Annotated in this window: 23 protein-coding genes; 17 read left to right on the forward strand and 6 right to left on the reverse strand. The window is 40.5% G+C overall.

Annotated features, from left to right (window positions below; all coding sequences use genetic code 11):
• Positions 1 to 613 precede the first annotated feature (613 nt).
• The 11 genes from ileS (at position 614) to EDD74_RS11620 (ending at position 14,858) form a co-directional block, all read left to right on the forward strand.
• Positions 614 to 3,721: an isoleucine--tRNA ligase gene (gene ileS / locus EDD74_RS11570; protein ID WP_016441289.1), complete on the forward strand. Its 3,108-nt coding sequence runs from the start codon at positions 614 to 616 to the stop codon at positions 3,719 to 3,721.
• 97 nt (positions 3,722 to 3,818) lie between these two features.
• A complete protein-coding gene (locus tag EDD74_RS11575; protein WP_116441028.1) occupies positions 3,819 to 6,293 on the forward strand; it encodes a glycogen/starch/alpha-glucan phosphorylase in 2,475 nt (824 codons plus the stop codon).
• A 156-nt stretch (positions 6,294 to 6,449) separates the two neighbouring features.
• Positions 6,450 to 7,415, forward strand: coding sequence for a SpoIID/LytB domain-containing protein (locus EDD74_RS11580; RefSeq protein ID WP_008977211.1), 966 nt, complete (start codon positions 6,450 to 6,452; stop codon positions 7,413 to 7,415).
• Between the two features lie 42 nt (positions 7,416 to 7,457).
• Positions 7,458 to 8,246 (forward strand): M23 family metallopeptidase, encoded by a 789-nt coding sequence (locus EDD74_RS11585; protein WP_008977210.1) that lies wholly within the window; start codon positions 7,458 to 7,460, stop codon positions 8,244 to 8,246.
• 143 nt (positions 8,247 to 8,389) lie between these two features.
• Positions 8,390 to 9,553 (forward strand): AAA family ATPase, encoded by a 1,164-nt coding sequence (locus EDD74_RS11590; protein WP_242990046.1) that lies wholly within the window; start codon positions 8,390 to 8,392, stop codon positions 9,551 to 9,553.
• An 18-nt stretch (positions 9,554 to 9,571) separates the two neighbouring features.
• Complete coding sequence (locus EDD74_RS11595) at positions 9,572 to 10,078, forward strand: hypothetical protein (protein WP_116441029.1); 507 nt, start codon at positions 9,572 to 9,574, stop codon at positions 10,076 to 10,078.
• A 59-nt stretch (positions 10,079 to 10,137) separates the two neighbouring features.
• Positions 10,138 to 10,374, forward strand: a complete 237-nt coding sequence (locus EDD74_RS11600; RefSeq protein WP_116441389.1) for a GIY-YIG nuclease family protein — start codon at positions 10,138 to 10,140, stop codon at positions 10,372 to 10,374.
• 201 nt (positions 10,375 to 10,575) lie between these two features.
• On the forward strand, positions 10,576 to 11,691 hold the full coding sequence (locus EDD74_RS11605; protein WP_116441030.1) for an ABC transporter ATP-binding protein: 1,116 nt from the start codon (positions 10,576 to 10,578) through the stop codon (positions 11,689 to 11,691).
• A complete protein-coding gene (locus EDD74_RS11610; RefSeq protein ID WP_008977205.1) occupies positions 11,675 to 12,541 on the forward strand; it encodes an ABC transporter permease in 867 nt (288 codons plus the stop codon). The genes EDD74_RS11605 and EDD74_RS11610 overlap by 17 nt, the downstream gene beginning before the upstream one ends.
• Before the next feature lie 12 nt (positions 12,542 to 12,553).
• On the forward strand, positions 12,554 to 13,933 hold the full coding sequence (locus tag EDD74_RS11615; RefSeq protein WP_116441031.1) for a DUF7088 domain-containing protein: 1,380 nt from the start codon (positions 12,554 to 12,556) through the stop codon (positions 13,931 to 13,933).
• 13 nt (positions 13,934 to 13,946) lie between these two features.
• On the forward strand, positions 13,947 to 14,858 hold the full coding sequence (locus tag EDD74_RS11620; protein ID WP_116441032.1) for a DUF4340 domain-containing protein: 912 nt from the start codon (positions 13,947 to 13,949) through the stop codon (positions 14,856 to 14,858).
• Positions 14,859 to 14,914: 56 nt separating this feature from the next.
• Here EDD74_RS11620 and trhA read toward each other — a convergent pair whose 3' ends face one another.
• On the reverse strand, positions 14,915 to 15,571 hold the full coding sequence (gene trhA, locus EDD74_RS11625) for a PAQR family membrane homeostasis protein TrhA (protein WP_008977202.1): 657 nt from the start codon (positions 15,569 to 15,571) through the stop codon (positions 14,915 to 14,917).
• 309 nt (positions 15,572 to 15,880) lie between these two features.
• On the opposite strand from trhA, the gene EDD74_RS11630 reads away from it, so the two are divergent.
• Positions 15,881 to 17,470, forward strand: coding sequence for a DEAD/DEAH box helicase (locus EDD74_RS11630; RefSeq protein WP_008977201.1), 1,590 nt, complete (start codon positions 15,881 to 15,883; stop codon positions 17,468 to 17,470).
• A gap of 49 nt (positions 17,471 to 17,519) precedes the next feature.
• Here EDD74_RS11630 and EDD74_RS11635 read toward each other — a convergent pair whose 3' ends face one another.
• A complete protein-coding gene (locus tag EDD74_RS11635; RefSeq protein ID WP_008977200.1) occupies positions 17,520 to 18,398 on the reverse strand; it encodes a helix-turn-helix transcriptional regulator in 879 nt (292 codons plus the stop codon).
• A 177-nt stretch (positions 18,399 to 18,575) separates the two neighbouring features.
• Here EDD74_RS11635 and uxuA point away from each other — a divergent pair, with 177 nt between their 5' ends.
• The 3 genes from uxuA to EDD74_RS11650 all read left to right on the forward strand — a co-directional run bounded on the left by uxuA (position 18,576) and on the right by EDD74_RS11650 (position 21,807).
• Positions 18,576 to 19,643 (forward strand): mannonate dehydratase, encoded by a 1,068-nt coding sequence (gene uxuA, locus EDD74_RS11640; RefSeq protein ID WP_009263429.1) that lies wholly within the window; start codon positions 18,576 to 18,578, stop codon positions 19,641 to 19,643.
• Between the two features lies 1 nt (position 19,644).
• The gene (locus EDD74_RS11645) at positions 19,645 to 21,258 is read left to right on the forward strand and encodes a mannitol dehydrogenase family protein (RefSeq protein WP_008977198.1); all 1,614 of its coding nucleotides are present in this window, start codon (positions 19,645 to 19,647) and stop codon (positions 21,256 to 21,258) included.
• 129 nt (positions 21,259 to 21,387) lie between these two features.
• Positions 21,388 to 21,807, forward strand: a complete 420-nt coding sequence (locus EDD74_RS11650) for an HIT family protein (protein WP_116441033.1) — start codon at positions 21,388 to 21,390, stop codon at positions 21,805 to 21,807.
• A gap of 103 nt (positions 21,808 to 21,910) precedes the next feature.
• Here the strand turns inward: EDD74_RS11650 and EDD74_RS11655 are convergent, their stop codons facing one another.
• The 3 genes from EDD74_RS11655 to EDD74_RS11665 form a co-directional block, all read right to left on the reverse strand.
• The gene (locus EDD74_RS11655; protein ID WP_008977196.1) at positions 21,911 to 22,510 is read right to left on the reverse strand and encodes an ECF transporter S component; all 600 of its coding nucleotides are present in this window, start codon (positions 22,508 to 22,510) and stop codon (positions 21,911 to 21,913) included.
• A gap of 194 nt (positions 22,511 to 22,704) precedes the next feature.
• Positions 22,705 to 23,247: a rubredoxin-like domain-containing protein gene (locus EDD74_RS11660; RefSeq protein WP_008977195.1), complete on the reverse strand. Its 543-nt coding sequence runs from the start codon at positions 23,245 to 23,247 to the stop codon at positions 22,705 to 22,707.
• A 114-nt stretch (positions 23,248 to 23,361) separates the two neighbouring features.
• The gene (locus EDD74_RS11665) at positions 23,362 to 23,751 is read right to left on the reverse strand and encodes a Fur family transcriptional regulator (protein WP_009263424.1); all 390 of its coding nucleotides are present in this window, start codon (positions 23,749 to 23,751) and stop codon (positions 23,362 to 23,364) included.
• Between the two features lie 301 nt (positions 23,752 to 24,052).
• Here EDD74_RS11665 and EDD74_RS11670 point away from each other — a divergent pair, with 301 nt between their 5' ends.
• Together EDD74_RS11670 and EDD74_RS11675 are read left to right on the forward strand one after the other, a co-directional pair.
• Positions 24,053 to 24,805, forward strand: coding sequence for a C40 family peptidase (locus EDD74_RS11670; RefSeq protein WP_116441034.1), 753 nt, complete (start codon positions 24,053 to 24,055; stop codon positions 24,803 to 24,805).
• Positions 24,806 to 25,348: 543 nt separating this feature from the next.
• Positions 25,349 to 25,558 carry a DUF1858 domain-containing protein gene (locus EDD74_RS11675; protein ID WP_008977192.1) on the forward strand — a complete coding sequence of 70 codons (210 nt, stop codon included), beginning with the start codon at positions 25,349 to 25,351 and terminating at the stop codon, positions 25,556 to 25,558.
• Positions 25,559 to 25,706: 148 nt separating this feature from the next.
• Here EDD74_RS11675 and EDD74_RS11680 read toward each other — a convergent pair whose 3' ends face one another.
• Positions 25,707 to 26,444 carry an adaptor protein MecA gene (locus tag EDD74_RS11680; RefSeq protein WP_116441035.1) on the reverse strand — a complete coding sequence of 246 codons (738 nt, stop codon included), beginning with the start codon at positions 26,442 to 26,444 and terminating at the stop codon, positions 25,707 to 25,709.
• Positions 26,445 to 26,471: the final 27 nt, after the last annotated feature.

Genomic DNA, 26,471 nt, shown 5'->3' on the forward strand with positions numbered 1-26,471 from the left:
CAATATCTTTTGGGGTTAAAAGTCGGAGACGTATGTCGTTCGTACGACTGGGCAGTTACAAGCCCATGACCTTTAGGTCGTGGGTAGTTGACACAGATCCAAATGGAGTTAACTTCCGCAAGTTTTTAAGTTATTCTGATTCTACCATGAAAACGTCACACAATCCATAAATAGAGTATGAAAAAATGGTAAAGAAAAGTTGGGAAAAACATCACAAACAACTCTTGACGGCGGCGTGAAATGTTTCTATAATGGAATTTGTATAGGTAAAGACGTTGACGAAGACAGTAGAATATACCGGAAAATCAAAGCGAGCCGGGGATGGTGGAAGCCTGGTAGGAGTAAAGTATATTTGAATATCACTTCTGAGTTGCAGGGGCTGAACATTTTTTTGGAAAAATAAGTAAGCACTGACGGGATTCCGCCGTTATCGGGAGCGCATATGCTGGTATGTTGTAACAGGTGGTAAAACGAAAGATTATGCTTCCGTCCTTTTACAGGGCGGGAGTTTTTTTATTACATAGGAAAATCTTATGTTCTATTTTTAAGATTACTTTGCAACCGGGCCGGCAGGACCGCATTTATGAAATATAGAAAGTAAAGGAGAATCAGTATGTATCAGAAAGTATCTACGGACTTAAAATTTGTTGACCGTGAGAAGAAAACAGAAAAATTCTGGGAAGAGAATGATATCTTCCGGAAAAGTATGGAAAACCGAAAAGAAGGGGAGACATATACATTTTACGATGGACCTCCGACTGCCAATGGAAAACCGCACATCGGACATGTGCTGACTCGTGTCATCAAGGATATGATTCCAAGATACCGTACCATGAAGGGATATATGGTACCAAGAAAAGCCGGGTGGGATACACACGGACTTCCGGTGGAACTGGAAGTGGAAAAATTACTTGGACTGGATGGAAAAGAGCAGATTGAGGAATATGGATTAGAGCCATTTATCAAACATTGTAAAGACAGTGTATGGAAATATAAAGGAATGTGGGAAGATTTCTCTGCGACAGTTGGATTCTGGGCAGACATGGATAACCCATATGTTACTTACGACAATAACTTTATTGAGTCTGAGTGGTGGGCATTAAAACAGATCTGGGACAAAGGACTGTTATACAAAGGATATAAGATCGTACCTTACTGCCCTCGTTGTGGAACTCCGCTTTCCAGCCACGAAGTCGCACAGGGATATAAAGATGTCAAAGAGCGTTCCGCAATCGTAAGATTTAAAGTAAAGGGAGAAGATGCTTACTTCCTTGCATGGACGACAACGCCATGGACACTTCCTTCTAACGTTGCACTTTGTGTCAACCCGAATGAAACTTATGTAAAAGTAAAAAATGACGGTTACACATACTATATGGCACAGGCACTTGTGGATACCGTGTTGGAAGGTGATGTGGAAGTCGTAGAGACTTATGTCGGAAAAGATTTGGAAAATAAAGAGTATGAGCCGTTATTCCCGTTTGTAGAGTTAAATAAGCGGGCATACTATGTGACATGTGCTGATTACGTTACACTTACAGATGGTACTGGTGTCGTTCATATTGCACCTGCATTTGGTGAGGATGATGCGCAGGTTGGACGCAGATATGACCTTCCATTCCTTCAGTTAGTAGATGAAAAGGGTGAGATGACAGAGGAAACTCCATGGGCAGGAACATTCTGTAAGAAAGCAGATCCGATGGTATTAGAAGATCTGGAGAAGAGAGGACTTCTCTTTGCTGCTCCGAATTTTGAACACAGCTATCCACACTGCTGGAGATGTGATACTCCATTGATCTATTATGCGCGTGAGTCATGGTTCATCAAGATGACAGAAGTAAAAGAAGATCTGATCAGAAACAACAATACGATCAACTGGATTCCGGAAAGCATCGGAAAAGGACGTTTCGGAGACTGGCTTGAGAATGTACAGGACTGGGGAATCAGCCGTAACAGATACTGGGGAACTCCTCTTAATGTTTGGGAATGTGAATGTGGACATATGCATTCCATCGGAAGCATTGAAGAACTGAAATCAATGTCAGACAACTGTCCGGATGATATCGAACTGCACCGCCCATTTATCGATGCAGTGACGATCAAGTGTCCGCACTGTGGAAAGGAGATGCACCGTGTGCCGGAAGTTATCGACTGCTGGTTTGACAGTGGGGCGATGCCGTTTGCACAGCACCATTATCCATTTGAAAATAAAGATTTATTTGAGCAGCAGTTCCCGGCAGACTTTATTTCCGAGGCGGTAGACCAGACAAGAGGATGGTTCTATTCTCTGCTTGCAATCTCGACACTTGTATTTAACAAAGCGCCATATAAGAATGTTATCGTGCTTGGACATGTGCAGGATGAAAAAGGACAGAAGATGAGTAAATCCAAAGGAAATGCAGTCGATCCGTTTGAAGCATTAGAGCAGTACGGAGCAGATGCGATCCGCTGGTATTTCTATATCAACAGTGCACCGTGGCTTCCAAACCGTTTCCACGGCAAGATCGTGACAGAAGGACAGCGTAAATTCATGGGAACACTTTGGAACACTTACGCATTCTTCGTATTATATGCGGAGATCGATCAGTTTGACGCGACAAAATATCAGCTGGAATACGAGAAACTTCCGGTTATGGATAAATGGCTGTTGTCCAAGTTGAATACATTGATCAAGACTGTAGATACAAATCTGGAAAATTACCGGATTCCGGAAAGTGCAAGAGCACTTCAGGAATTTGTGGATGATATGAGTAACTGGTATGTCAGAAGAAGCCGTGAGCGTTTCTGGGCAAAAGGAATGCCGCAGGATAAGATCAATGCGTATATGACACTTTACACAGCACTTGTGACTGTGGCAAAAGTAGCTGCGCCAATGATTCCGTTTATGACAGAAGATATCTATCAGAATCTTGTCAGAAGCATCGACAAAGAAGCTCCGGAAAGTATCCACTTATGTGACTTCCCGGTTGCAGATGAAGCGTTGATCGACCGTGAGTTAGAAGAGAACATGGATGAAGTTCTGAAATTAGTTGTGATGGGACGTGCATGCAGAAATACTGCAAACATTAAGAACCGTCAGCCAATCGGAAAAATGTTTGTGAAGTCTTCTGTAACTTTACCAGAATTTTACCAGGAGATTGTAGAAGAAGAGTTAAATGTAAAAGAAATGGAATTTACAGATGATGTTCGCGCATTTACTTCATATACATTTAAACCGCAGTTGAAGACTGTTGGACCAAAATATGGTAAAATGTTAGGTGGAATCAAAGCTGCCCTTGAAAATCTGGATGGAAATAAGGCAATGGATGAGCTGAATGAGACAGGATCCCTGAAACTGGATGTGAATGGACAGGAAGTGACATTATTTAAAGAGGACTTGCTGATCGATATGGCACAGATGGAAGGATATGTTTCTGAGAGCGACAACGGTGTGACAGTTGTGTTGGATACAAACCTGACAGAAGAGCTTTTGGAAGAAGGATTTGTCAGAGAGATCATCAGTAAGATCCAGACAATGAGAAAAGAAGCAGACTTTGAAGTGACAGACAAGATCACAGTATATTACGAAGGAACAGAGAAGGCCAATGAAGTGTTCGCAAAATATCAGACAGAGATCATGGGCGAAGTGCTTGCGACAGAGATGAAGCAGGAGACTCCGGCAGGATATGTCAAAGAGTGGAACATCAATGGTGAAAAAGTAAATATGGGTGTACAGCGTTAATTTAAGAGAGAGTTACACAGATTAAAGAGACGGTACACGAGCATGATCCCCGCACGTCAGAAAGAGGTGCGGGGATAAAAGAGAGAGGAGAGAGAAAGTGTCGGATTTTAAGTTTGATAAAGAAGCGTTTAAAAAAGAAGTCAAGAACAATGTGAAGACTTTATATAGAAGAACGATAGATGAGGCAACACCGCAGCAGACATTTCAGGCGGTGTCTTATGCTGTAAAAGAATATATTATTGACAACTGGCTTGCGACTCAGGAAGTATACGAAAAGGAATCACCAAAGACAGTGTATTATCTGTCGATGGAATTTTTGATGGGAAGGGCACTCGGAAATAACCTGATCAATTTAACTGCTTATCAGGATGTGAAAGAGGCTCTGGAAGAAATGGGAATTGATTTGAATGCAGTGGAAGATCAGGAGCCGGATGCGGCCCTTGGAAATGGTGGATTGGGACGTCTTGCAGCTTGCTTTCTAGACTCTCTTACTTCTCTTGGCTATCCTGCATATGGATGCGGGATCCGTTATCATTACGGAATGTTCAAACAAAAAATTAAAAATGGGTATCAGGTAGAGACACCAGATAATTGGTTGAAAAACGGGAACCCATTCGAAGTTCGCAGGGACGAATATGCAAAGGAAGTCCGCTTCGGCGGTACGATCCGTATGCAGCACAATTACGAGACTGGAAGAGATGAATTTATCCAGGAGAATTTTGAGTCCGTGCTTGCAATTCCATATGACATGCCAATCGTCGGTTATGGAAATAATGTAGTAAATACACTGCGGATCTGGGATGCGAAAGCAATCACCTCTTTCCGTTTAGATTCTTTTGATCGTGGGGAATACCACAAAGCTGTGGAGCAGGAAAATCTTGCAAAAACAATTGTGGAGGTGCTTTATCCAAACGATAATCATTATGCGGGAAAAGAATTACGTTTGAAACAGCAGTATTTCTTCATCTCTGCAAGTCTTCAGGAAGCCATTGATAAATACAAACGCTCCAACGATGATATTCGCCGTCTGCATGAGAAAGTGATCTTCCAGATGAACGACACTCATCCGACTGTAGCGGTTGCAGAGTTAATGCGTCTTCTGATGGACGAGGAAGGATTAAGCTGGGATGATGCATGGAATGTTACAACAAAATGTTGTGCATACACAAACCATACGATCATGTCTGAGGCGCTTGAAAAATGGCCGATCGATCTGTTCTCCAGATTGCTTCCGCGAGTATATCAGATTGTAGAAGAGATCAACCGCCGTTTCGTAGAAAAAGTGCGCCAGATGTATCCGGGAAATGAAGAGAAAGTCAGAAAAATGGCAATTCTCTACGATGGACAGGTAAAAATGGCACACCTTGCAATTGTTGCAGGATTTTCTGTCAATGGTGTTGCAAAGCTTCATACAGAGATCTTAAAACACGAAGAGCTGAAAGATTTCTACGAGATGATGCCTGAGAAATTTAATAATAAAACAAACGGAATCACACAGAGACGATTCTTACTTCATGGAAACCCACTGCTTGCAGACTGGGTGACAAAGCATATCGGAGATAAGTGGATCACAGATCTCTCCGAGATGGCAAAATTAAAACCGCTGGCAGATGACCCGAAAGCAAGAAAAGAATTTATGGAGATCAAATATCAAAATAAAATCCGTCTTGCAAAATATATCAAAGAGCATAATGGGATTGAAGTGGATCCGGAATCAATCTTTGATGTACAGGTTAAGAGACTTCATGAGTACAAACGTCAGCTGTTGAATATTCTTCATGTAATGTATCTGTACAATCAGATGAAAGAGCATCCGGAGATTACTTTCTATCCAAGAACTTTTATTTTTGGGGCAAAGGCGGCAGCCGGATATAAGCGTGCAAAACAGACGATCAAACTGATCAACTCTGTGGCGGATGTGATCAACAATGACAGAAGTATCAATGGAAAGATTAAAGTTGTCTTTATCGAAGATTACCGTGTCTCAAATGCGGAACTGATCTTTGCAGCTGCGGATGTCAGCGAGCAGATTTCTACCGCTTCGAAAGAAGCATCGGGAACCGGAAATATGAAATTTATGTTAAATGGTGCCCCGACACTTGGAACCATGGACGGTGCCAATGTAGAGATCGTGGATGAAGTTGGAATGGAAAATGCATTTATCTTTGGTCTCAGTTCAGACGAAGTCATTAATTACGAGAACAATGGCGGTTATCAACCAATGGATATTTACAACAGTGACTGGGAGTTAAAAAGAGTTGTTGACCAGCTTGTGGACGGAACTTATGCAAATGGAGATCATGAACTGTACCGTGATCTGTACAATTCATTACTAAATACAAAGAGCAGCGACAGAGCAGATACCTACTTTATCCTCAAAGACTTCCGTTCTTATGCAGAAGCCCAGAAGCGTGTGGAAGCGGCATACCGCGATCAGGACAGGTGGGCAAAGATGGCATTGTTAAACACAGCATCCTGCGGTAAGTTTACGTCTGACAGAACGATCGAAGAGTACGTTGCAGATATATGGAAATTGAAAAAAGTGACAGTGAAGCCGGATCCAAGGCTGTAAAAATGGATTGAAAATCAGAATAGAGTAATTTTTTGGTGCTGCTGCTTTGGCGATTAATAAATCGTGAAGCGGCAGCTTCCTTTTTTCCATATTTCATAAAAGATGACGGTATAGTTTCCATAATCTCTCCATACATTGTAGAGGAGGGACGAAGAGATGCGAAGAAAAGCCAGAGAATTATTTTCACTGTTGGTCATTATATTTTTGTTGCCATATGTGGTGACACTTTTTATGAATGGCGCCCACATCAAAACAAGCAGCCGCGTAAAAGAAGACTATGTAAAGGTGCAGGTAGGGACGAGAGTCGAGGAGATCGTGTGGGAGAAATATCTCGCAGGAGTTCTTGCAAAAGAGATGGCAGCCGATTCGGAACTGGAAGCGCTGAAGGCGCAGGCGGTGATTCTTCGATCTGGTTTTTATGAGAAATTAGACCATGACAGAAAGACTATTTTCACCGATGATTTTTATAGCATGGAAGAGTTGGAGCAGGAGTGGGGGGAAGAGACAGAAACCTGCAAGGAGAATTTGAAAAGAGCAGTGCAGGAAACAGATCAAATGATTTTGCAGTATCAGGATCAATATGTAATGCTGCCATATCACAAACTGAGTGCAGGAAAGACGAGAAGCGGGCAGGAAGCATTTGGAAGCGAGTCGTATCCATATCTTCCGGCAAGGGATTGTCCAAAGGATTTGGAGGCGAAAGAACAGCTGCAGGAGTGTGTGCTGCCATATCATAAAGTAAAAGAAAAATGCCGCAAGTTTTTAACCGCAGTAGAAAATCCCGAAGAGACAAAAGAAGACAAAAAAGCAACATTTGATGATTTTGAAATACAGGGAACGGATGCGGCGGGATATGTGACAACTGTGCGGATTGGTCAGGCAACCTGCACCGGAGAAGAATTTCGGGAAGCATTGGAATTACCTTCCAGTCATTTTTCTTTTCAGGAGCAGAAAGGAAAACTGCAAATTACTTCCGGTGGAATCGGGCACGGAGTCGGTATGAGTCAGTATACAGCAAATCAGATGGCAAAAGAAGGAAAAGGATACGAAGAAATCCTTCAATATTTTTATGAAGGTGCGCAGTTAAAAGATGGCGGGGAAATATTTTTAAAATTGGAATAAGCACATCGCTTTCTGGCAAAAATAAAGTCAGAGGTGATGAAGATGAAGAAAAATGAAGAGCCATTCCAAATGAAGGGAAAAGGCATGGCAGCAGCAATCGCAATATGTTTTATCGCAGTTGTCGCACTGGTAGGGGCTTATACATTCAGCAGCTACAAACGTGAGATGAAAGAGCAGCTTGCCAAGGCCGAAGAAGAACAGAAAGAAAAAGAGCGAGAGGCAGAAGAAAAAGAACAGTCGGAAGCCGCCAACACAGATAGAATCGTACTTCCAGAGCAGGAAGAAGCAGCGCAAAATTCCGACGGAGAAGAACAACAGGAAGAAGGAGAAGCCACGGAACATGCGAAGGAAACTCCGGCACAGCCGGATGCAGGGGCAGAGCAGACGGCAGCTGCGGGAACAGCAGCTTATTTCAGTGAGGAAGACACCCTTCTGTGGCCGGTAGACGGAAATGTGATTATGAATTACAGCATGGATCAGAGCATTTATTTTGCCACACTTGATCAGTATAAGTATAATCCAGCCGTAGTGATCAGTGGGCAAGTCGGTGCAGAAGTAAAAGCGGCAGCCGCAGGAACAGTCTCAGCGGTCGATACAAATGCGCAGACCGGAACAACCGTAAGTATTGATATGGGGAATGGTTATGCAGCCATTTACGGACAACTCAAAGAAGTACCGGTACAGCCAGGAGAGTATGTGACAGAAAACAGTGTGATCGGCTATGTGAGCGAACCGACAAAGTATTACAGTGTAGAAGGTCCAAACTTATATTTCCAGCTGTTAAAAGATGGACAGCCAGTCAACCCGATGGACCATATCGCATACGAATAGAAAACAGAAAAAGAAAAGATCCTGAAGAGAAAGTTTTGCAAAACTGCTTTGGGATCTTTTCTTTTTTTGTTAACAGAAGAGAAAAACATCCTATATGATTGTATCGAGGTGGGAAAAAGAGTATAATAAAGGAGGATTAATTCGTGTATTACGAAGAAATAGTATGGGAGGGAAGAAAAATGATTGTGATGAATGTGGAAATGGATAATTTTTTTGCATTTAGGAATTTTAGGATGAACATGTCGTATCCAAAGAAAATTGTAGATTCTTCCATTAAAGGAGAGTTTTTACAGGGACGTTCAAATTTTCGTTATAAAAAAGTAAATATTTTGATGGGAGCAAATGCAACAGGAAAGACATCTTTTGGACGATTCCTGATGGCTGTGTTTAATTTTATGGATACAAAACAGTTCGAAAAAATCACAAAAGTCATTGACGATACAACTCAGGATGCTTTTTTTACAATGGATTTTATTACAAATGAATATGCAATGTATAGGATTGCCACAAGAATTTCTCCTGGAATAAGTGAAAGATACGAGATGGCAGATATTGCAGTGGATGTGCAAAAAGTAGAAATCAGTAAAAAGGACAGTTACGAGAGTTGTTGTAAAAAATTTAAAGAGATACAATTACAAAAAGGGAATAATTTTGTCGAAGAGTTGGAGAAAATAAGAGGATTATCATGGCTGTTTGAGTACCCTTCAGATTCTTTGACAAGATATCAAATACCAGAGAATCACGTTGAGAGATATACGAACATCTTAGAAAAAACATTGAAAGCGCTTGATCCATCTATTAAAAAAGTGGAAAGAATACAAAGTGTTGACAATGCATTTGTGATTCGGATGAAAAACAGAAATGTGATTATGCAGGATGGAAAGGTAGTTGATCAGGAAATATTATCCAGTGGCACGAAAGCAGGGATTGCATTAGCAATGGTAGTGGCATCGATTATCAATGGAGATCATGGATTTTACTATTGTGATGAGAAATTTTCATTTATACACAGTGATATTGAGAAGGCATTTTTATCTGTGATGATTGAATGTTTGAAAGACAACGATCAGTTATTTTTTACAACACACAATACAGATATTTTAGATTTACATTTACCAAAACATACCTTTGCCTTTTTGAAGAAAGATATCTATGACGAGCAGGAGCCAATAAAATGTATTAGTGCTTCTGACTATTTGAAAAGAAATACAGATTCTCTGAGAAATGCAGTAGAAAATGATTTGTTTTCATCTGCACCAAATGTTGAATTTGTATATGAAATTGCTAATCTTTGTCAGATGAATTAAAAAGGGTAATCAGTACATATGAAGAGGGAACAATATCATTATTTTGTTGAAGGAGAAGATGACAGAAAAGTTGTTAATACACTCAAAACAGATTTGCAATGGATCAAGCCCGGTAAAGTTCAAGTTTTTAATGTTATTGAAGAAGAACTGACAAGTTTGATTACAAGAACTTTGAAACCGGGAACAATCGTTGTTCTGGTATTTGACACAGACACTGGTAAAAAGAATACTTTGTTAAAAAATATTCGTTTTTTACAAAAAGATTCTAATGTAAAACAGGTATTGTGTATTATGCAGGTGAAAAATTTAGAAGATGAATTTTTGAGAAGTTGTGCAATCAGCCAGATAAAAGAACTGACGGGAAGTAAATCCAACAGCGATTATAAACGTGATTTACTCAGACAAAGTAATTTGGCAGACAAGTTAAAAAAACATCAGTTCCAATTTGAAAAATTTTGGAATTCTTCTGATAAAGTATACGAAAGTATCTGTAATGATTCCGCTCAGATTAAAATAAAAAAATAATCTGTTTTTAAAGAAGAATGTAGAAATAGGAAAAGATAAAGGAAATGAGCAGAGGATCCATGAATTATACATACATTGTAAAATGCAGTGACGGAACCTTTTATACCGGCTGGACAAACGATCTTACCCGCCGCATGGAGGCACATAATCAGGGCAGGGGTGCGAAGTATACAAAGGCGAGACGACCGGTCACACTCATCTATTATGAGACATTTGAAACAAAAGAAGAAGCGATGAAAAGAGAATATGCGATAAAGCAGCTGAGCCGGAAGGAAAAAGAAGAACTGATCCGATGAGAGGGTTGGTTCTTTCTTATTTTCCAATGGAAAAAGACAAAAGATGCTGAAAGATGTCGGAGCTTTTCACAGAATGAACACATAACTGTCACAGAATCAACGAGTTTCTTTTATAGAATAAAAAAATCAGAGCGTGTTTTTGGCAGCAGTGTAAAAAGTATTCCGTAATGGATGCGGAAATCATTCAGGAAAGTCGAAAGCATGATCCAGAGAAACACATTTTGTCGGGAGGGTAAAAAGTTGATAGAAGTTAAAAATCTGGTAAAACGCTATGGCAGTCATCTGGCGGTAGACCATCTCAACTTTACAGTGGAGAGTGGTCAGATCTATGGATTTCTCGGACCAAATGGTGCAGGAAAATCTACAACTATGAATATTATGACGGGATATCTAGGCGCCACGGAAGGAGAAGTGCTCATCAACGGGCATAACATTCTTGAGGAGCCGGAAGCAGCAAAGAAAAGCATTGGGTATCTCCCTGAGATTCCGCCGCTGTATCTGGATATGACTGTAAAAGAATATCTTGACTTTGCAGCAGAATTGAAAAAGGTAAAGAAAAAAGATAGAAAATCAGAAGTGGATCACGTCTTGAAGCTTGTTAAGCTGGAGGAGGTAGAAGGACGTCTGATTAAAAATCTGTCAAAAGGATACAAGCAGAGAGTCGGGCTTGCACAGGCAGTTCTTGGCTTCCCGGAAGTGATCATCTTAGACGAACCTACGGTCGGACTGGATCCGAAACAGATTATCGAGATACGGGAACTGATCAAGGAACTTTCCAAAAATCATACGATCATTCTGAGTTCTCATATTCTGGCGGAAGTACAGGCGGTCTGTGATTATGTCATGATCATTGCGCATGGAAAGCTGGTAGCAAGTGACACTCCTGAGAATCTGGAGCGGCTTTTAAATGGTTCTGAAACGATTGAACTGACAGCCAAAGCAGAAGAGACAAGAGTAAGAGAGATTCTTAGCAAAATAGAGGAGATTGAAACGGTAGACTATAAGGAACAACAAGATGGAACGACGGATATTTTTATCAAGACCGTAGATCAGAAGGATATTAGGGAGAAACTCTTTCACACATTTGCAGAGGAACATTGTGCACTACTGAAGTTGAATCTGTCAAGAATCACATTGGAAGATGTCTTCTTAAAACTGACGCAGGAGGAAACAGGAGACCCCGAGCAGAAAAAATCGGGCTTTCATACCGGGAAGTTTGACAGCGAGCCCGACACGGAATCTGATATAGAGATTCCGGAAGAGCCGAGCGTTTCTACGAATGAGGAAGGAGGAGAAGATGATGAAAGCGATTTATAAGAGAGAATTAAAATCCTATTTCGATTCTATGATCGGGTATGTATTTATAGCATTTCTTGTAGCGATCACCGGAATTTATTTCATGGTGTATAATCTGAATATGGGATATCCATATTTTTCTTATGCGCTAAACTCTATACTTTTTATTATGCTGGTGGCAGTCCCGGTACTTACGATGAAATGCTTTGCGGAGGAGAAGAAAAGCAGAACAGATCAACTTCTTTTGACAGCTCCGGTAAGTCTTAGTCAGATCGTGCTTGGAAAATATTTTGCAATGGTTACAGTTTTTGCGGTTCCATGTGCAATCTATGCGGTATTTCCACTGATCATCGAAAGCCAGGGAGAAGCACATATCGGCATTGATTACATGGCAATTCTGGCATTTTTCCTTCTTGGATGTGTCTATATTGCAATTGGAATGTTTTTATCTGCGCTCACAGAGAGCCAGATCATTGCTGCAATCAGCACATTTGGGGTACTTCTCGTTCTGTATTTGTGGGAAGGACTTGTTGACTTCCTGCCGACGTCGGCGATGGGAGGTTTGATGGGGATTCTCGCGATTCTGACAGTTCTGGTCATCGGTATTTATCAGATGACGAAAAACTGGGTGATTGCAGCAGGCGTGGAAGTGTTAGGCGCTGCCGCAGCAATTGGAACATATTTTGCAAAATCCAGTCTGTTTGATAACCTGCTTCCAGATCTGTTTGGAAAATTTATTCTGACAGAGCCGTTTACAAACATTGCATTTACTCATATTGTTGATATCAGCGGAATGATACTCTATTTTTCTTTGATTTTCCTATGTGTCTTTCTGACCGTGCAGACAATTCAGAAAAGGCGTTGGAGTTAGGAGGGCAGTATTGTGGAAAAATTGAAAAAACTATTTGGAACGATTCATACGAAACAAGGTGCGTACAGTCTGGGGCTGACAGCGGTTGCAGTTGCCGTGGTGATCGTGATCAATCTCGTTGCAGGAAGACTCCCGGAGTCTGTGAGAAATATTGACATCAGTGATAATCAAATCTATGAAATCACAGATACATCGAAAAAGATGCTGAAAAAACTGGATAAAAAAGTAGAAATAAAAGTATTGGCGGAGAAATCTTCGACAGATGAAAGAATCAAAACATTTTTAAGTAAATATGCCGCATTGTCGGGGAAAATTTCTGTTGAGTGGATCGATCCGGTGCTTCATCCTGCGGCACTGACTGAGTATGATACATCTTCAAATACAATCGTGGTATCCTGTCCGGATACAGAAAAGACAACAACGATTTCATTTACAGACATCATCGTCTATGATCAGTCTTCTTACTATATGACTGGTCAGATGCAGGAGTCACAATTTGATGCGGAGGGACAGCTCACAAGCGCAGTTAATTATGTGACAAGTGAAGAGACAAAGAAAATTTACCGGACGAGTGGACATGGAGAAAGTACAGTATCTACCAGCCTGTCAGAACTGTTTGAGAAGGCAAATTTATCGATGGAAGAGCTAAACCTGCTGATGAACAATGAGATTCCGGAAGACTGTGATCTTTTGTTTATGTATGCACCGACCACGGATATTACAGAAGATGAAAAAAATACACTTTCTGAGTATTTGAAAAACGGTGGAAAAATGATGTTGATCTCTGGTGCAGAAGATCAGGAGACACCAATTCTTGATGCATTTATGGAAGAATACGGACTTCAGATGGCAGATGGGTATATTGCAGATACGGAGCGTGCGTACCAGGGAAATCCATATTCATTCTTCCCGGAAATCAATGCTTCTGGAGAACTTGGGGAAGGAATGTCAAGCAATATGGTGCTGCTTTTGAATGCACGTGGAATGGTTGAGACAGATCCGGCAAGAGATACGATCAGTGTTACGCCATTTATGACAACTTCTGAGAATGGATTTGCAGTAACAGAGGATAAACAGGAGCAGGGAGAATATATTCTTGGTGCAGTGGCGACAGAGGATGAGGGAAGACTGACGGTGATCTCAGCGCCGATGATGATCGATAGCCAGCTGACAGATGCTTTTACAACGGTAGAAAACCTCAAATTGTTTATGAATGCAGTGACAAGTAATTTTGATGATGTAGAAAATACAGCGATCGAGCCAAAGAGTCTTGCAGTTACCTATAATACCGTACAGTATGCCGGAGGATTCAGCCTGCTGATGATCTTTGGAGTGCCGGCGATCATTCTGATCTCTGGATTTGCAAGATGGATGAAACGAAGAAAGGCATAGCAGGAGGGCGTATATGAAGAAACATAGATCACTACTGATTTTGACTGGCGCCCTGGCAGTGCTTGTCATTGTTTATCTGGGACTTGGAAGTTACAATCGAAAGCAGGAACAGAAGGAAGCAGAGACCGCTGAGGAAAATACCGTTACCGTGACAGATATTTCGGATCTCCAGGAGATTTCTTATCAGTATGAGGGAAATGATTTTGCATTTGCAAAGAATGAAGATGTGTGGTATTACACAAAAGACAAGGAGTTTCCAGTTGCACAAAGCTATATTGATGCGATGGCAACAGCCTTTGGAAATCTTACAGCAGTGAGGGAACTAAAAGAGACAGATCAGCTTTCCGATTACGGTCTGGAAAACCCGAAATACACAATCCATTTGAAAGATAGTGAAGGGACAGAGACTACACTTTACTTTGGAAATGCAGTGGAGGAAAATTATTATATGACCCTGAATGATAAAGAAAAAGTGTACACCGTCTCCGGGACGAGTTTGGACACAATTTCTTATGAACTGAATGACTTCCTTCAGAAAGAAACACTGCCAAGTATTGGAAGTGCAAACTTGAAGCAAGTGACGATCACAGAAAATGGCAATCAGACCGTATACGATTCCAAAGAGGAGAGCCAGAAAGAAGATTTGGCAGCGATTGCCGGAGGATTCGGAGCAGCATCATTTGGAACTTGTGTGGAATATGCGGTGAAAGATGAAAAATTGGCATCGTATGGATTAGAGGAAAATGAAAAGATCAAAATTGAGGCAGTGTATGAAGACGATGATAAGAAAGAGCAGACACTTACATTGAATATTGGTAAGTTGGATGAGAGCGGATCATATTACTATGTGCAGCTAGATGGATCTAAGATGGTTTACCAGATGGGAAAAGAAGTCGTAGAGAATATGCTGAACAAAGGAGAATAAAAGATGAAAAGAAGACTGAAAGCTTGGAAGAAAGTTTCCGGTCTTCTTTTTATGGATTATCTTAATAGGAACACATACATCACGATAAAGTGGCAGACACTTCCGCCCATCACAAATAGATGAAAGATCTCATGACTTCCGAAGTTCTTATGCTTGTTGTTGAAGATTGGAAGTTTCAGTGCGTAAATAATTCCTCCGATGGTATAGACGATTCCGCCGGCTAAAAGCCATCCAAATCCACCTGGGGACATTGTGTCAAGCAGTTTTGTGAATGCCAAAACGCAGGTCCATCCCATTCCGATATAAAGAACCGAGGAGAACCATTTCGGACAGTTTACCCAAAACGCTTTCACAAGGATTCCGAGAATTGCAATGCCCCACACGATTGTAAGCATGGTATAGCCGACAGGTCCTTTTAAGGTGATCAGGCAGATGGGTGTGTAGCTTCCTGCAATCAGCACAGAGATCATCATATGGTCAAATTTTTTCAGACGCTTATTCACTTTCTCGGAAATATCAAGGGAGTGATATAAGGTGCTTGCAGTGTATAATAAGATCATACTTCCAATGAAGATTGCGAGGGAAATCACATAGATGGGATCTCCTTTGTGAGCTGCTTTTATCAACAATGGTGTTGCGGAAAAGATAGCCATCAGCATTGCGATAAAATGGGTAATCGCGCTTCCGGGATCTTTTAAATGTTTTTGTTTCATAAGAATGCCTCCTGAACAATGATGAATAAAACGATAAGTAGTTTTCAATACTACATTAAGTATATGTTGATATTACTACTTCTATTACAAAAATGCAAGAGGAAAAGAAAAAGATAGACAAAATTCAGGGCATCTGTTATGATGAAAGACGTGTACTTTATGAGTGGGGTTGCTGCAAAGTTCATTTTGCACCAGCCTCATTTTTATGGACAGAAATAGCATGTAGGAAATATTAGTCATAAATTACTTTCCAATAAAGTATGAATGACAGGATAGATAAATACAGAAAGAACGGAAAGGAAACAAATAATGGAAACATTAAGATTTGAAGAGCTTGGAATCTGCCCGGAGATTCAAAAAGCAGTAAAACATATGGGATTTGAGGAGGCATCTCCGATTCAGAGTAAAGCCATCCCGGTTATGATGACAGGAAAAGATATCATCGGACAGGCACAGACAGGAACAGGAAAGACAGCCGCATTTGGAATTCCGATGCTGGAAAAAATTGATCCGAAGAACAAGAAATTACAGGGAATCGTTCTCTGCCCGACAAGAGAACTTGCAATTCAGGTGGCGGAGGAAATCCGGAATCTGGCAAAGTATATGCATGGAATCAAAGTACTTCCAATTTATGGAGGGCAGGAAATTGTAAAACAGATTCGTTCCTTGAAGAGTGGAACACAGCTGATCATCGGAACACCGGGACGTGTGATGGACCACATGAGAAGAAAGACAATTAAAATGGAGCAGGTGCATACGGTTATCTTAGATGAGGCGGATGAGATGCTGAATATGGGATTCCGAGAGGATATCGAGACGATTCTGGAAGGAGTTCCAGAGGAGCGGCAGACCGTATTATTTTCCGCAACGATGCCGAAGGCAATTATGGAGATTACGAAGAAATTCCAGAAGAATGCGGAAGTGATCAAAGTGACGAAAAAGGAACTGACTGTGCCGAATATTGAACAGTTCTACTATGAGGTAAAACCGAAGAATAAGGAAGAAGTGCTGACACGTCTGCTTGACATTTATACACCGAAACTTTCTGTGATCTTCTGTAATACGAAGAAGCAGGTAGATCTGCTTGTAACTGCACTTTTAGGGCGCGGATACTTTGCAGCAGGACTTCACGGAGATATGAAGCAGGCACAGAGAGACCGTGTAATGCAGGGATTTAGAAGTGGAAAGACAGATATCCTTGTAGCGACAGATGTGGCTGCAAGAGGAATTGATGTCGATGAAGTGGAGGCAGTATTTAACTATGATCTGCCACAGGATGAAGAGTATTATGTACACCGGATCGGAAGAACCGGACGAGCAGGAAGAGTTGGACGTTCTTTTTCTTTTGTCTCCGGAAAAGAAGTATATAAATTGAAAGAAATCCAGCGTTACTGCAAGACAAAGATCTACGCGCAGAAAGTACCGTCATTGAACGATGTCGCAAATACAAAGATTGACAATGTATTGGAAGAGATTGAGAAGATGATCGAAAAAGAAGATCTGACCATGATGATCAATGCAATTGAGGAGAAAGTCAATGATTCTGACTATACAGCAATGGATATGGCAGCCGCATTTTTGAAATTGTACACCGGAATGAAAGATGAAAATGAATCGGAAGATGAATTTGACTTCGGAGATACCGGAGCGGAAGAGCCGGGAATGGTCCGACTGTTCATCAATATTGGGAAGAAGCAGAAAGCAAGACCGGGAGACATTCTTGGAGCGCTTGCAGGAGAAAGTGGAATGCCTGGAAAACTGATCGGAACGATCGATATGTTTGATAAATATACATTTGTAGAAGTGCCGAGAGAGTATGCAAGAGATGTTCTTCACGCAATGCAGAATGTGAAGATCAAAGGAAAATCCATTGCAATCGAGCCGGCAAATCAAAAGTAAAAAATAAGAACAAAAAGTAATAGGAAAAAATTAAGAAGAATGCGGAAATCTAATGATTCAGAATTAATGAATTCATATCCCGGTAATCTTTCGGGGAGATTCCGTATTCTTTTTTAAATGCCCGGTAAAAGCTAGAGTAATCCCGAAATCCGAACAACTGGTAGATTTCAGTAATGCTCATATTTCCAAGAATTGCCTCCCGGCACTGGTCTAACCGTTTTTTGGTGATGTACTGGTGCACGGAGATTCCGATACTGTCTTTAAAGATATGGGCGATATGATACTTACTCACATAAAATTCTCTCGCAAGGCGATCCAGCGACAGGTCTTCATTGAGATGCTCTTCGATATACTGCGAGATGTTCTGGTACAGGGCAAGTCCTTCATGTTGTCTTGCAGGATGCAGACGTTCGTAGATCATTCGGTTCAGATGAAGGATCAAATCGTTGACGGAGAGCGGAATCTGTGCTTCTTTTCCGAATTTATCCGATTGCATTTCCTCAATCAGGCGAAGTGCTTTGGACTGCACCGCATTGAAGGATACCCGGTCGTTGTGGTACAGATAAGTGTGTGTTGCCTGCACATGGTGCATAAGATATACATAATCCGGCGAAATCTGGGCAAGATAATTACAATATTCCTGACTGATCCAGAAGATAAATCTCCGGTAAGGAACTTTAGAACTATGGATGATCGAGTGGTGGTAAATGTGCGGGGGAATCAGCATAATGTCACCAAATTGAACTGGATAAATATCAGAACCAATCTGGATACTGACATCACCTTCCAGAAAAAAATAGAATTCATAGTAATTGTGAGCATGATTTTCTACTTTTAAGAGAGTTGTGTCACTGTAATAGTAAATCTCAAAATCTTTTGATACCATATGCTGGCGTGTAAGAAACTGTGTGCGGAGTTCTTTCTTCATAGGGCGTCCTTTCTGCTTTTCGGTGAGATTTTTTGGTTTTATTTTGCTATAATACTATAAAACAACAAGAAATGCAATGTATACAACAAATACGCCAATGGTGCTTTTTGTTGTTTTTTTGTAAGATGAAAAGAAGAAACGCAAATAAAAGAGGTAATGAAAGGAAACAAGAAAATCATGGAAATGACATTAAGATGGTATGGTTCAAAATTTGATACAGTAACATTACAGCAGATCCGCCAGATTCCGGGTGTGACAGGAGTTATCACAACATTATATGACACAACACCGGGAGAAGTGTGGAGCAGAGAGAGAATCCGCGAGATGAAGGCAGAAGTAGAAGCAGCAGGTCTTCATGTAGCAGGTATTGAAAGTGTCAACGTACACGATGCAATCAAGACAGGTGCGGCAGACAGAGATAAATACATCGATAATTACATTGAGACACTGGAAAATCTCGGACAGGAAGATATTCATCTTGTATGTTATAACTTCATGCCGGTATTTGACTGGACAAGAACAGAGCTTGCAAGAATGAGACCAGATGGATCTACAGTACTTGCATATACACAGGAAGCAGTAGATGCAATCAATCCGGAAAACATGTTTGAGTCAATTGCCGGGGATATGAACGGAACAGTGATGCCGGGATGGGAACCAGAACGTATGGAGAAAGTAAAAGAACTGTTTGAGATGTATAAAGATATTGATGATGAAAAGTTATTTGAAAATCTCAAATATTTCCTGGAGAGAATTATGCCGGTATGTGACAAATACGACATTAACATGGCAATTCATCCGGACGATCCTGCATGGAGCGTATTTGGACTTCCTAGAATTATCATCAATAAGACAAATATCTTAAGACTGATGAGTATGGTAGACAACCCGCACAATGGTGTGACATTCTGCTCAGGATCTTATGGAACAAACTTAAAAAATGATCTTCCGGATATGATCCGCTCTCTGAAAGGAAGAATCCATTTTGCACATGTGCGTAACTTAAAATTCAACTCTCCGACAGATTTTGAGGAGGCTGCACACCTTTCTTCTGACGGAACATTTGATATGTATGAAATTATGAAAGCACTCTATGAAATCGGATTTACAGGACCGATCAGACCAGATCACGGTCGTATGATCTGGGGAGAAGTGGCAATGCCTGGATACGGACTGTATGACAGAGCACTTGGAGCAACTTACTTAAACGGACTTTGGGAAGCAATTGAGAAAGGGGCAAAATAGGATGCAGTTAAGCAAAGCTGGATTGGCAGATAGAAAACAGTGGGAGGAAAAAGGATACCGACTTCCGCAGTTTGACCGTGAGCAAATGGTGGCTGCCACAAAAGAAGCACCATATTGGGTACACTTTGGAGCAGGGAATCTTTTCCGTGCATTTCAGGCAAATGTGGCACAGAATCTCTTAAATGAAGGAGTGCTTGACAGAGGAATTGTTGTGGCGGAAGGATATGATTATGAAATCGTAGAAAAAATGAACCGCCCACACGATGATTACAGCATTCTTGTGACATTAAAAGCAGACGGCAGTGTAGAGAAAACTGTAGTAGGAAGTGTTGCAGAATCTCTTGCATTGGATTCTGAGAATGAGACAGATTTTGGAAGACTTAAAGAAATCTTCACGACAGATTCTCTTCAGATGGCAAGTTTTACAATTACAGAGAAGGGATACAGCCTTGTAAATGGAAAAGGGGAAACACTTGCAGATGTCGCAGAGGATTTTGTGGCAGGACCTGAGAAGGCAAGAAGTTATATCGGAAAAGTATCTGCACTTTTATATGCAAGATACCAGGCAGGAGAAAAGCCGGTGGCAATGGTAAGTATGGACAACTGTTCCCACAACGGAACGAAGTTATACGATGCAGTCCACACATTTGCAGAGACATGGGTAAAAAATGGAGTTGCTGAGGCTGGATTTGTAGCTTACATCGAAAATCCTGACAAAGTTTCTTTCCCGTGGACTATGATTGATAAGATTACTCCTCGTCCGGACAGTTCTGTGGAAGAAATCTTAAAAAATGATGGGGTGGAAGAACTCGAGCCGGTGATCACTTCCAAGAATTCCTATGTGGCGCCGTTTGTCAATGCGGAAGAGTGTGAGTACCTTGTCATTGAAGACAGATTCCCGAATGGAAGACCGGAACTGGAAAAAGGCGGACTGATGTTTACAACACGCGAGACTGTAGACAAGGTAGAAAAGATGAAAGTCTGCACTTGTTTAAATCCGCTTCACACAACACTGGCAGTGTTTGGATGTCTGCTCGGATATGACTTGATTTCTAAAGAAATGAAAGATGAAGTATTAAAGAAACTTGTAGAGGGAATCGGATATGTGGAAGGACTTCCGGTTGTAGTAAATCCGGGGATCCTTGACCCGAAAGAATTTATCGATACGGTTTTAAATGTGCGTATTCCAAATCCGTTTATGCCGGATACTCCACAGAGAATCGCAACAGATACTTCCCAGAAGCTTGCGATCCGTTTCGGTGAGACGATCAAAGCATATGAGGCAGATGAGAGCTTAAATACAGCAGATCTGAAACTGATTCCACTTGTATTTGCAGGATGGCTCCGTTATCTGATGGGTGTGGATGACAATGGAAAAACATTTGACTTAAGCCCAGATCCGCTTCTTGAGACAGTTTGTCCATACGTAGCAGGATTCAAACTCGGAGAAGAGACAGATGTGGAAGCTTCTGTAAGACCGATCTTAGAAAATAAAGCAATTTTTGGTGTGAACTTGTACGAAGTGAACATGGCAGAAACTGTATGTGGTTACTTGAAAGAAATGCTTGCAGGAACCGGTGCAGTGAGAAACACATTGGAAAAATATGTAAGATAAAAGAAAGAGGACTTGGAAGGGGGTTACCCTTTCAAGTCCTTTGTTAAGAGGTAAGGAATACGATTGTAAATATTTTTTAAATGTGGTAGTGTATAAAAGAAGATAGAACAGATTCAGGAGGATAAAAGAATGAAAGATCAGAATTGTGCATACTGCGTAGAAGGCGAATTATTAGATGCATTTGGAATTAAGATTTGTGAATTGGAAAGCTCAAAAGTTTACTTATTTAAAGAACAGAGCCACTTAGGACGTGTGATCGTTGCTCATAAGAAACATGTAAGTGAACTGGTAGAATTATCTCAGGAAGAACTTCATTTATATTTTGATGAAGTGGCTAAAGTTGCCAATGTGCTTCACAAATTATTTCAGCCGGAGAAAGTGAACTATGGAGCATATGGAGATACTGGACATCATCTGCACTTCCATCTGGTTCCGAAATATAAAGATGGATATGAGTGGGGCGGTGTATTCGCAATGAATCCGGGAGAAAAGTATCTCACAGAACAAGAATACACAGAATTAGTAGAAAAGATTAAGAACGAATTATAAAATAGTGGTATCAACTTGCAGAAGATCTGCAAATGATATGCTCCCTTCGAGGAAGACAAGTGTAATAATAAATACTTGTTTCCTGGGAGGGAGCATATTTTATTTAGTTTTTTGGTTGGGATACAAGAAGCCCGCTGCGAAGTAGTATCGGTCTGACTGCGTTGTAGATAAATACTACAAGGATGACAGAGACAACAGCATTAACAAATGTAGTTGCTGCGCTCCATTTTGCAAGAACTTCTGCCATTTTCTGAGGCTGTCCGAGGATATATTGCTTATAAAAATATCCAACGATCGGATCGGCGATGACATTGAAGCTAAGACCGGCGATCGAGGCGATCAGACTCCACTTAAAGACGTATTTCTTGTCAGTGCTGTCGTTGATCTTTGCAATATGGTGAGCTACAAGACCAACGATAAGCCCAATACATAATTTCAGGAAAAAGGTCTTTGGTGCACCAGTGATATAGATTGGATCCATTAAATCGGCGATGGTCATACCAATTGCGCCAGCCAGCCCGCCATACCAGCCTCCGAGTAACAGTGCACCAAGCACACAGAATGCATTTCCGATGTGAAGGGATGTCGCATCACCGCCAGGCATTGGAATCTTAATCTGTAAAAAAGTAAATGATACGAAGCAGAGAGCCGCCAGTAATGCGGTTTGTGCTAATTTCATAACAGTTTGATTTTTTGTTTTCATATGTCTCATCCTCTCATGTATTTGCCATATTCGATATCGATATGGCGTTTTTATTTCTTTGTAAATCTATCCTAGCACAAGAGTGGTCATGTAAAAATAGCCAGTTTTGCAAAAAACGACCAGTCCAGATGAAAACAAAAGAAAAAGACCAGAAACTTTCTGGCCTCTTTCTATATTATATAAGATAGGGATGATTATGCGAAGTATCTCTTTAATAATCCTTCGAATGCTTTTCCGTGACGAGCTTCGTCTCTTGCCATTTCATGAACTGTATCATGAATAGCATCAAGGTTAGCAGCTTTTGCACGTTTTGCAAGATCAAATTTTCCAGCAGTAGCTCCGTTTTCAGCTTCTACTCTCATTTCAAGGTTTTTCTTTGTGCTGTCTGTAACAACTTCACCTAATAATTCAGCGAATTTAGCAGCGTGTTCTGCTTCTTCCCATGCAGCTTTTTCCCAGTATAAACCGATCTCTGGGTATCCTTCTCTGTGAGCTACTCTTGACATAGCAAGGTACATACCAACTTCTGAACATTCTCCTTCAAAGTTTGCTCTTAAATCTGCAAGAATGTCTTCGCTTACACCCTGAGCAACACCTACAACGTGCTCAGCAGCCCATTCTCTTTCTCCTGTCATTTCTTTGAATTTATCAGCTCCTACGTGGCACTGTGGACATTCAGCTGGTGCAGCTTCTCCTTCATAAACATATCCGCATACTGTACATACAAATTTTTTCATAGTTAAGATCTCCTTTTCTTTTACTTTTTATTTTTCAATATCAGTAATAGTTACTGATATTAATTTAAGCATAATTAGTTTCTTTTGTCAATGGATATTTGAAAAATTCTTTTGCTAAGACTTTAAAATACAATCTTCACATTTTCCATAAAACATTGTCGTATGAGACTCAATCTGCCCGGCAAAGTTTTTACCGGCAATCTCATTGATATGATCAATGCTTTCCATATCCAGATCCATTACTTTTCCACAACAAGTACATATAAAATGATAGTGTGGAGTCGTTTTACCATCAAATCTGTCACCACCGGAAGGGGTGGGAATCTTCAGAGCATCTCCGGTCTCTGCAAGTAAGTTCAGATTTCTATATACTGTCCCAAGACTGATGTTAGGGAATTCTTCCCGCACATGCATATAGACGGTGTCAGCGGTGGGATGTTCTTCTGTGTGTAACAGATAATTTTTGATGGATTCTCGTTGTCTACTATATTTTAGTGTTGCCAATGGGAATCCCACTTTCAATAATAGTAATAGTTATTATGATTATAATATAAATTATTCAAAGGGGATTTGTCAAGTAAAAATTTTAGGCAAGTAAAGCTATATTATCTAATTTTAATTATAAAAATAATAGAACTCACTTACTCTTGAAGTATAACACGATAAAATGTCTGACACAATATGTTTGAAAGGAATCATAAAAATTTTATATTTAGAATTTTGAAAGGGAGATTTCACAAGTTGGCAACAAAAGCATGATTTCAGGGAAACCGGGAATACTAAAAAGCGAAAAGAGGAGGAAACTATGAGGGATAGAAGTAGAAAGAAAATAATGGCAGGTCTGATTGCAGCAGAGATTTTGTCGCAAAGTATTCCCTGTATATCTATGGCGGCAGAACACTTACCAAGTGCGGGGGCTGGATTGTTAAAGGAGCAGTATTATGAGAAAGAGTTAAAAAAAACAGAGAAAACTGCCATACAGATTGCTGAAGTTACAGCAGATTGTCTCAACGTGCGGCAAGGTCAGGGGACAGACACACAGATTATCGGACAGTTGGAACAAGGTGCCAAAAAGAAAATAGAAGAGAAGCCTCAAAATGGGTGGATTCCAATCGAATATTATGGGGGAAGAGCATATATATCCGATGATTATGTTACGATAAAAGAAAAATATGATACTGTAGAATCAGAAGAAAAGAAAGGGACAGTAGAAGAAAGAGGAAAAAGGGTAGTCGCCTATGCAAAGCAGTTTCTTGGGAATCCATATGTCTGGGGAGGCACAAGTCTGACCGAGGGAGCAGATTGTTCGGGGTTTGTTCAGTCCGTGTATAGAAAATTCGGAGTGAAACTTCCGCGGACAACGTGGGATATGGAAAATGCGGGAATAGAAGTTACTTATGATGAAATTCTTCCGGGAGATTTAATTTTATATGAGGGACATGTTGGTATTTATATAGAAGAGAATCAGATTATTAATGCAATTGATGAGGAGAACGGGATTGGGATCAGTCCGGCATTTTTCACAGATATTATTACAATACGAAGAGTGCTGGAATAAGAAAAATGATGATGAAATGAGGAAAAATGGGTGCAGTATGTGTGAAGCGATTCAGCATACTGTGCCCTATTTTCCTATGCAAAACTTTAAATTGTATAGACATAGGAAAATAGTGGAAAAATAATCATATGCAAAGTGCACAAAGTTGTCGAGGACAAGAGAATTATGAAAAATACTATCAAAATACTGTCCACAAGTTTTCCACACAGGAAACTGGCTAAAATGGTTAAAAATAAAAGTTTTACACCAAGTTATCCACATTATCCACATGAATGAATGTGAATTGTGTGGATTATTATTGTTAAGAAAAGAACGAATGTTTTGGTCAGTTATAATAAAAATCTTCATTTGTCGAAAAAAAATAAAAAACTTGTTGACTTTTGAAAATTCTAAAATTGTATTAAAATGTATAAACAATTAAGTAAGAGTTGATAATTTCAAGGAGTAGTATTATAATCGAAGAGAGAGTATGACATATTTGAAAAAGGAAGGATAAATGTTCAAATATGTTTCGCGATTAGAGAAATAAAGGAGGAAATAAATATGGCAGCGAAAGTGACAAAAGATATGACAATCGGTGAACTGATCAGAACAAATCCAGAAGTAGCACCAATCCTTATGGAAGTAGGAATGCACTGTCTTGGATGTCCTGCTTCACAGGCTGAAACTCTTGCAGAGGCAGCTATGGTACATGGACTTGATGCAGATCTGTTAGAAGAAAAGATCAATGCTTTCTTAGCAGCAAACAACTAATCGAAGATTTTGCAAATAGAAAAAGCGTCTTGAGCAAGCAGACAGTATATTTGAGAAAGTCTGGCTCAAGGCGCTTTTCATTTTTTATCCAATCTGCGGCCGATGATCAATGATGTCGCTCTATGATGAAAGGGGATGAGATATCACCTTAAATCTCTGCAAGATGTCTGACTGCATCTGCAGAAATAATAGTCTGACAGTGCTCTTCCAAGTAAGCAAGAACAGCACCGGAGGCTTTTTCAAAAGAACCGTATTCGGATAACATATTACAGATTTTACTAAACTCACTGTTGGTGTGAGCAGATTGTGCTAAGGCTAAAATGAAAATACCGTTTGTTTCATTTTTGTAGAGTGTATTCGCTCCGTGGTACATTGGGTGCAGCAATCTGGCTGCATGGATCACGCTGTCTAAATTAGAAAAAGAAAACAGACGGATCGCTGGTTTTGCAGGGATGTCTTTTTTTGTATCTTCTTTTTCAGCAGCTTCTTTTTCAGGAGCTGGTTCTGCAACTGCAGATTTTACTTTATCAAGTAAATCGAGAAACTCGTCAGCGCCTTCTAATTTCTCAAGCATAGCCTGTTTTGTATCGGAATCTTCCAGTGGTGCAAATTTGGAGAAGCGCGTGTCGAGCTCTTCCGGATTATCCACCTTTGTAATGATCAGAACGATAGAATCTGGAGAAGCAGGAATTGCTTCAATCATGAGTGGAATATCATCTGCTTCAAATCCAAATTCACTGGAAGCTTGTTGCATCATGTCATGAAACAGCATCTTTGCTTTCTCGGTACCATAGGCAAGTTCGCTTAATTTCAAATGTCTGGCAGCAAGATCTGCACGTGTCAGAGTACACCGAATCTGGTTGTCATTTATTTTTTCGATCTTCATACATAATCACTTCCTTTTCGTAAACCT

Origin of the sequence: Faecalimonas umbilicata (assembly GCF_004346095.1) — a bacterium.
Taxonomy (GTDB): domain Bacteria; phylum Bacillota; class Clostridia; order Lachnospirales; family Lachnospiraceae; genus Faecalimonas; species Faecalimonas umbilicata.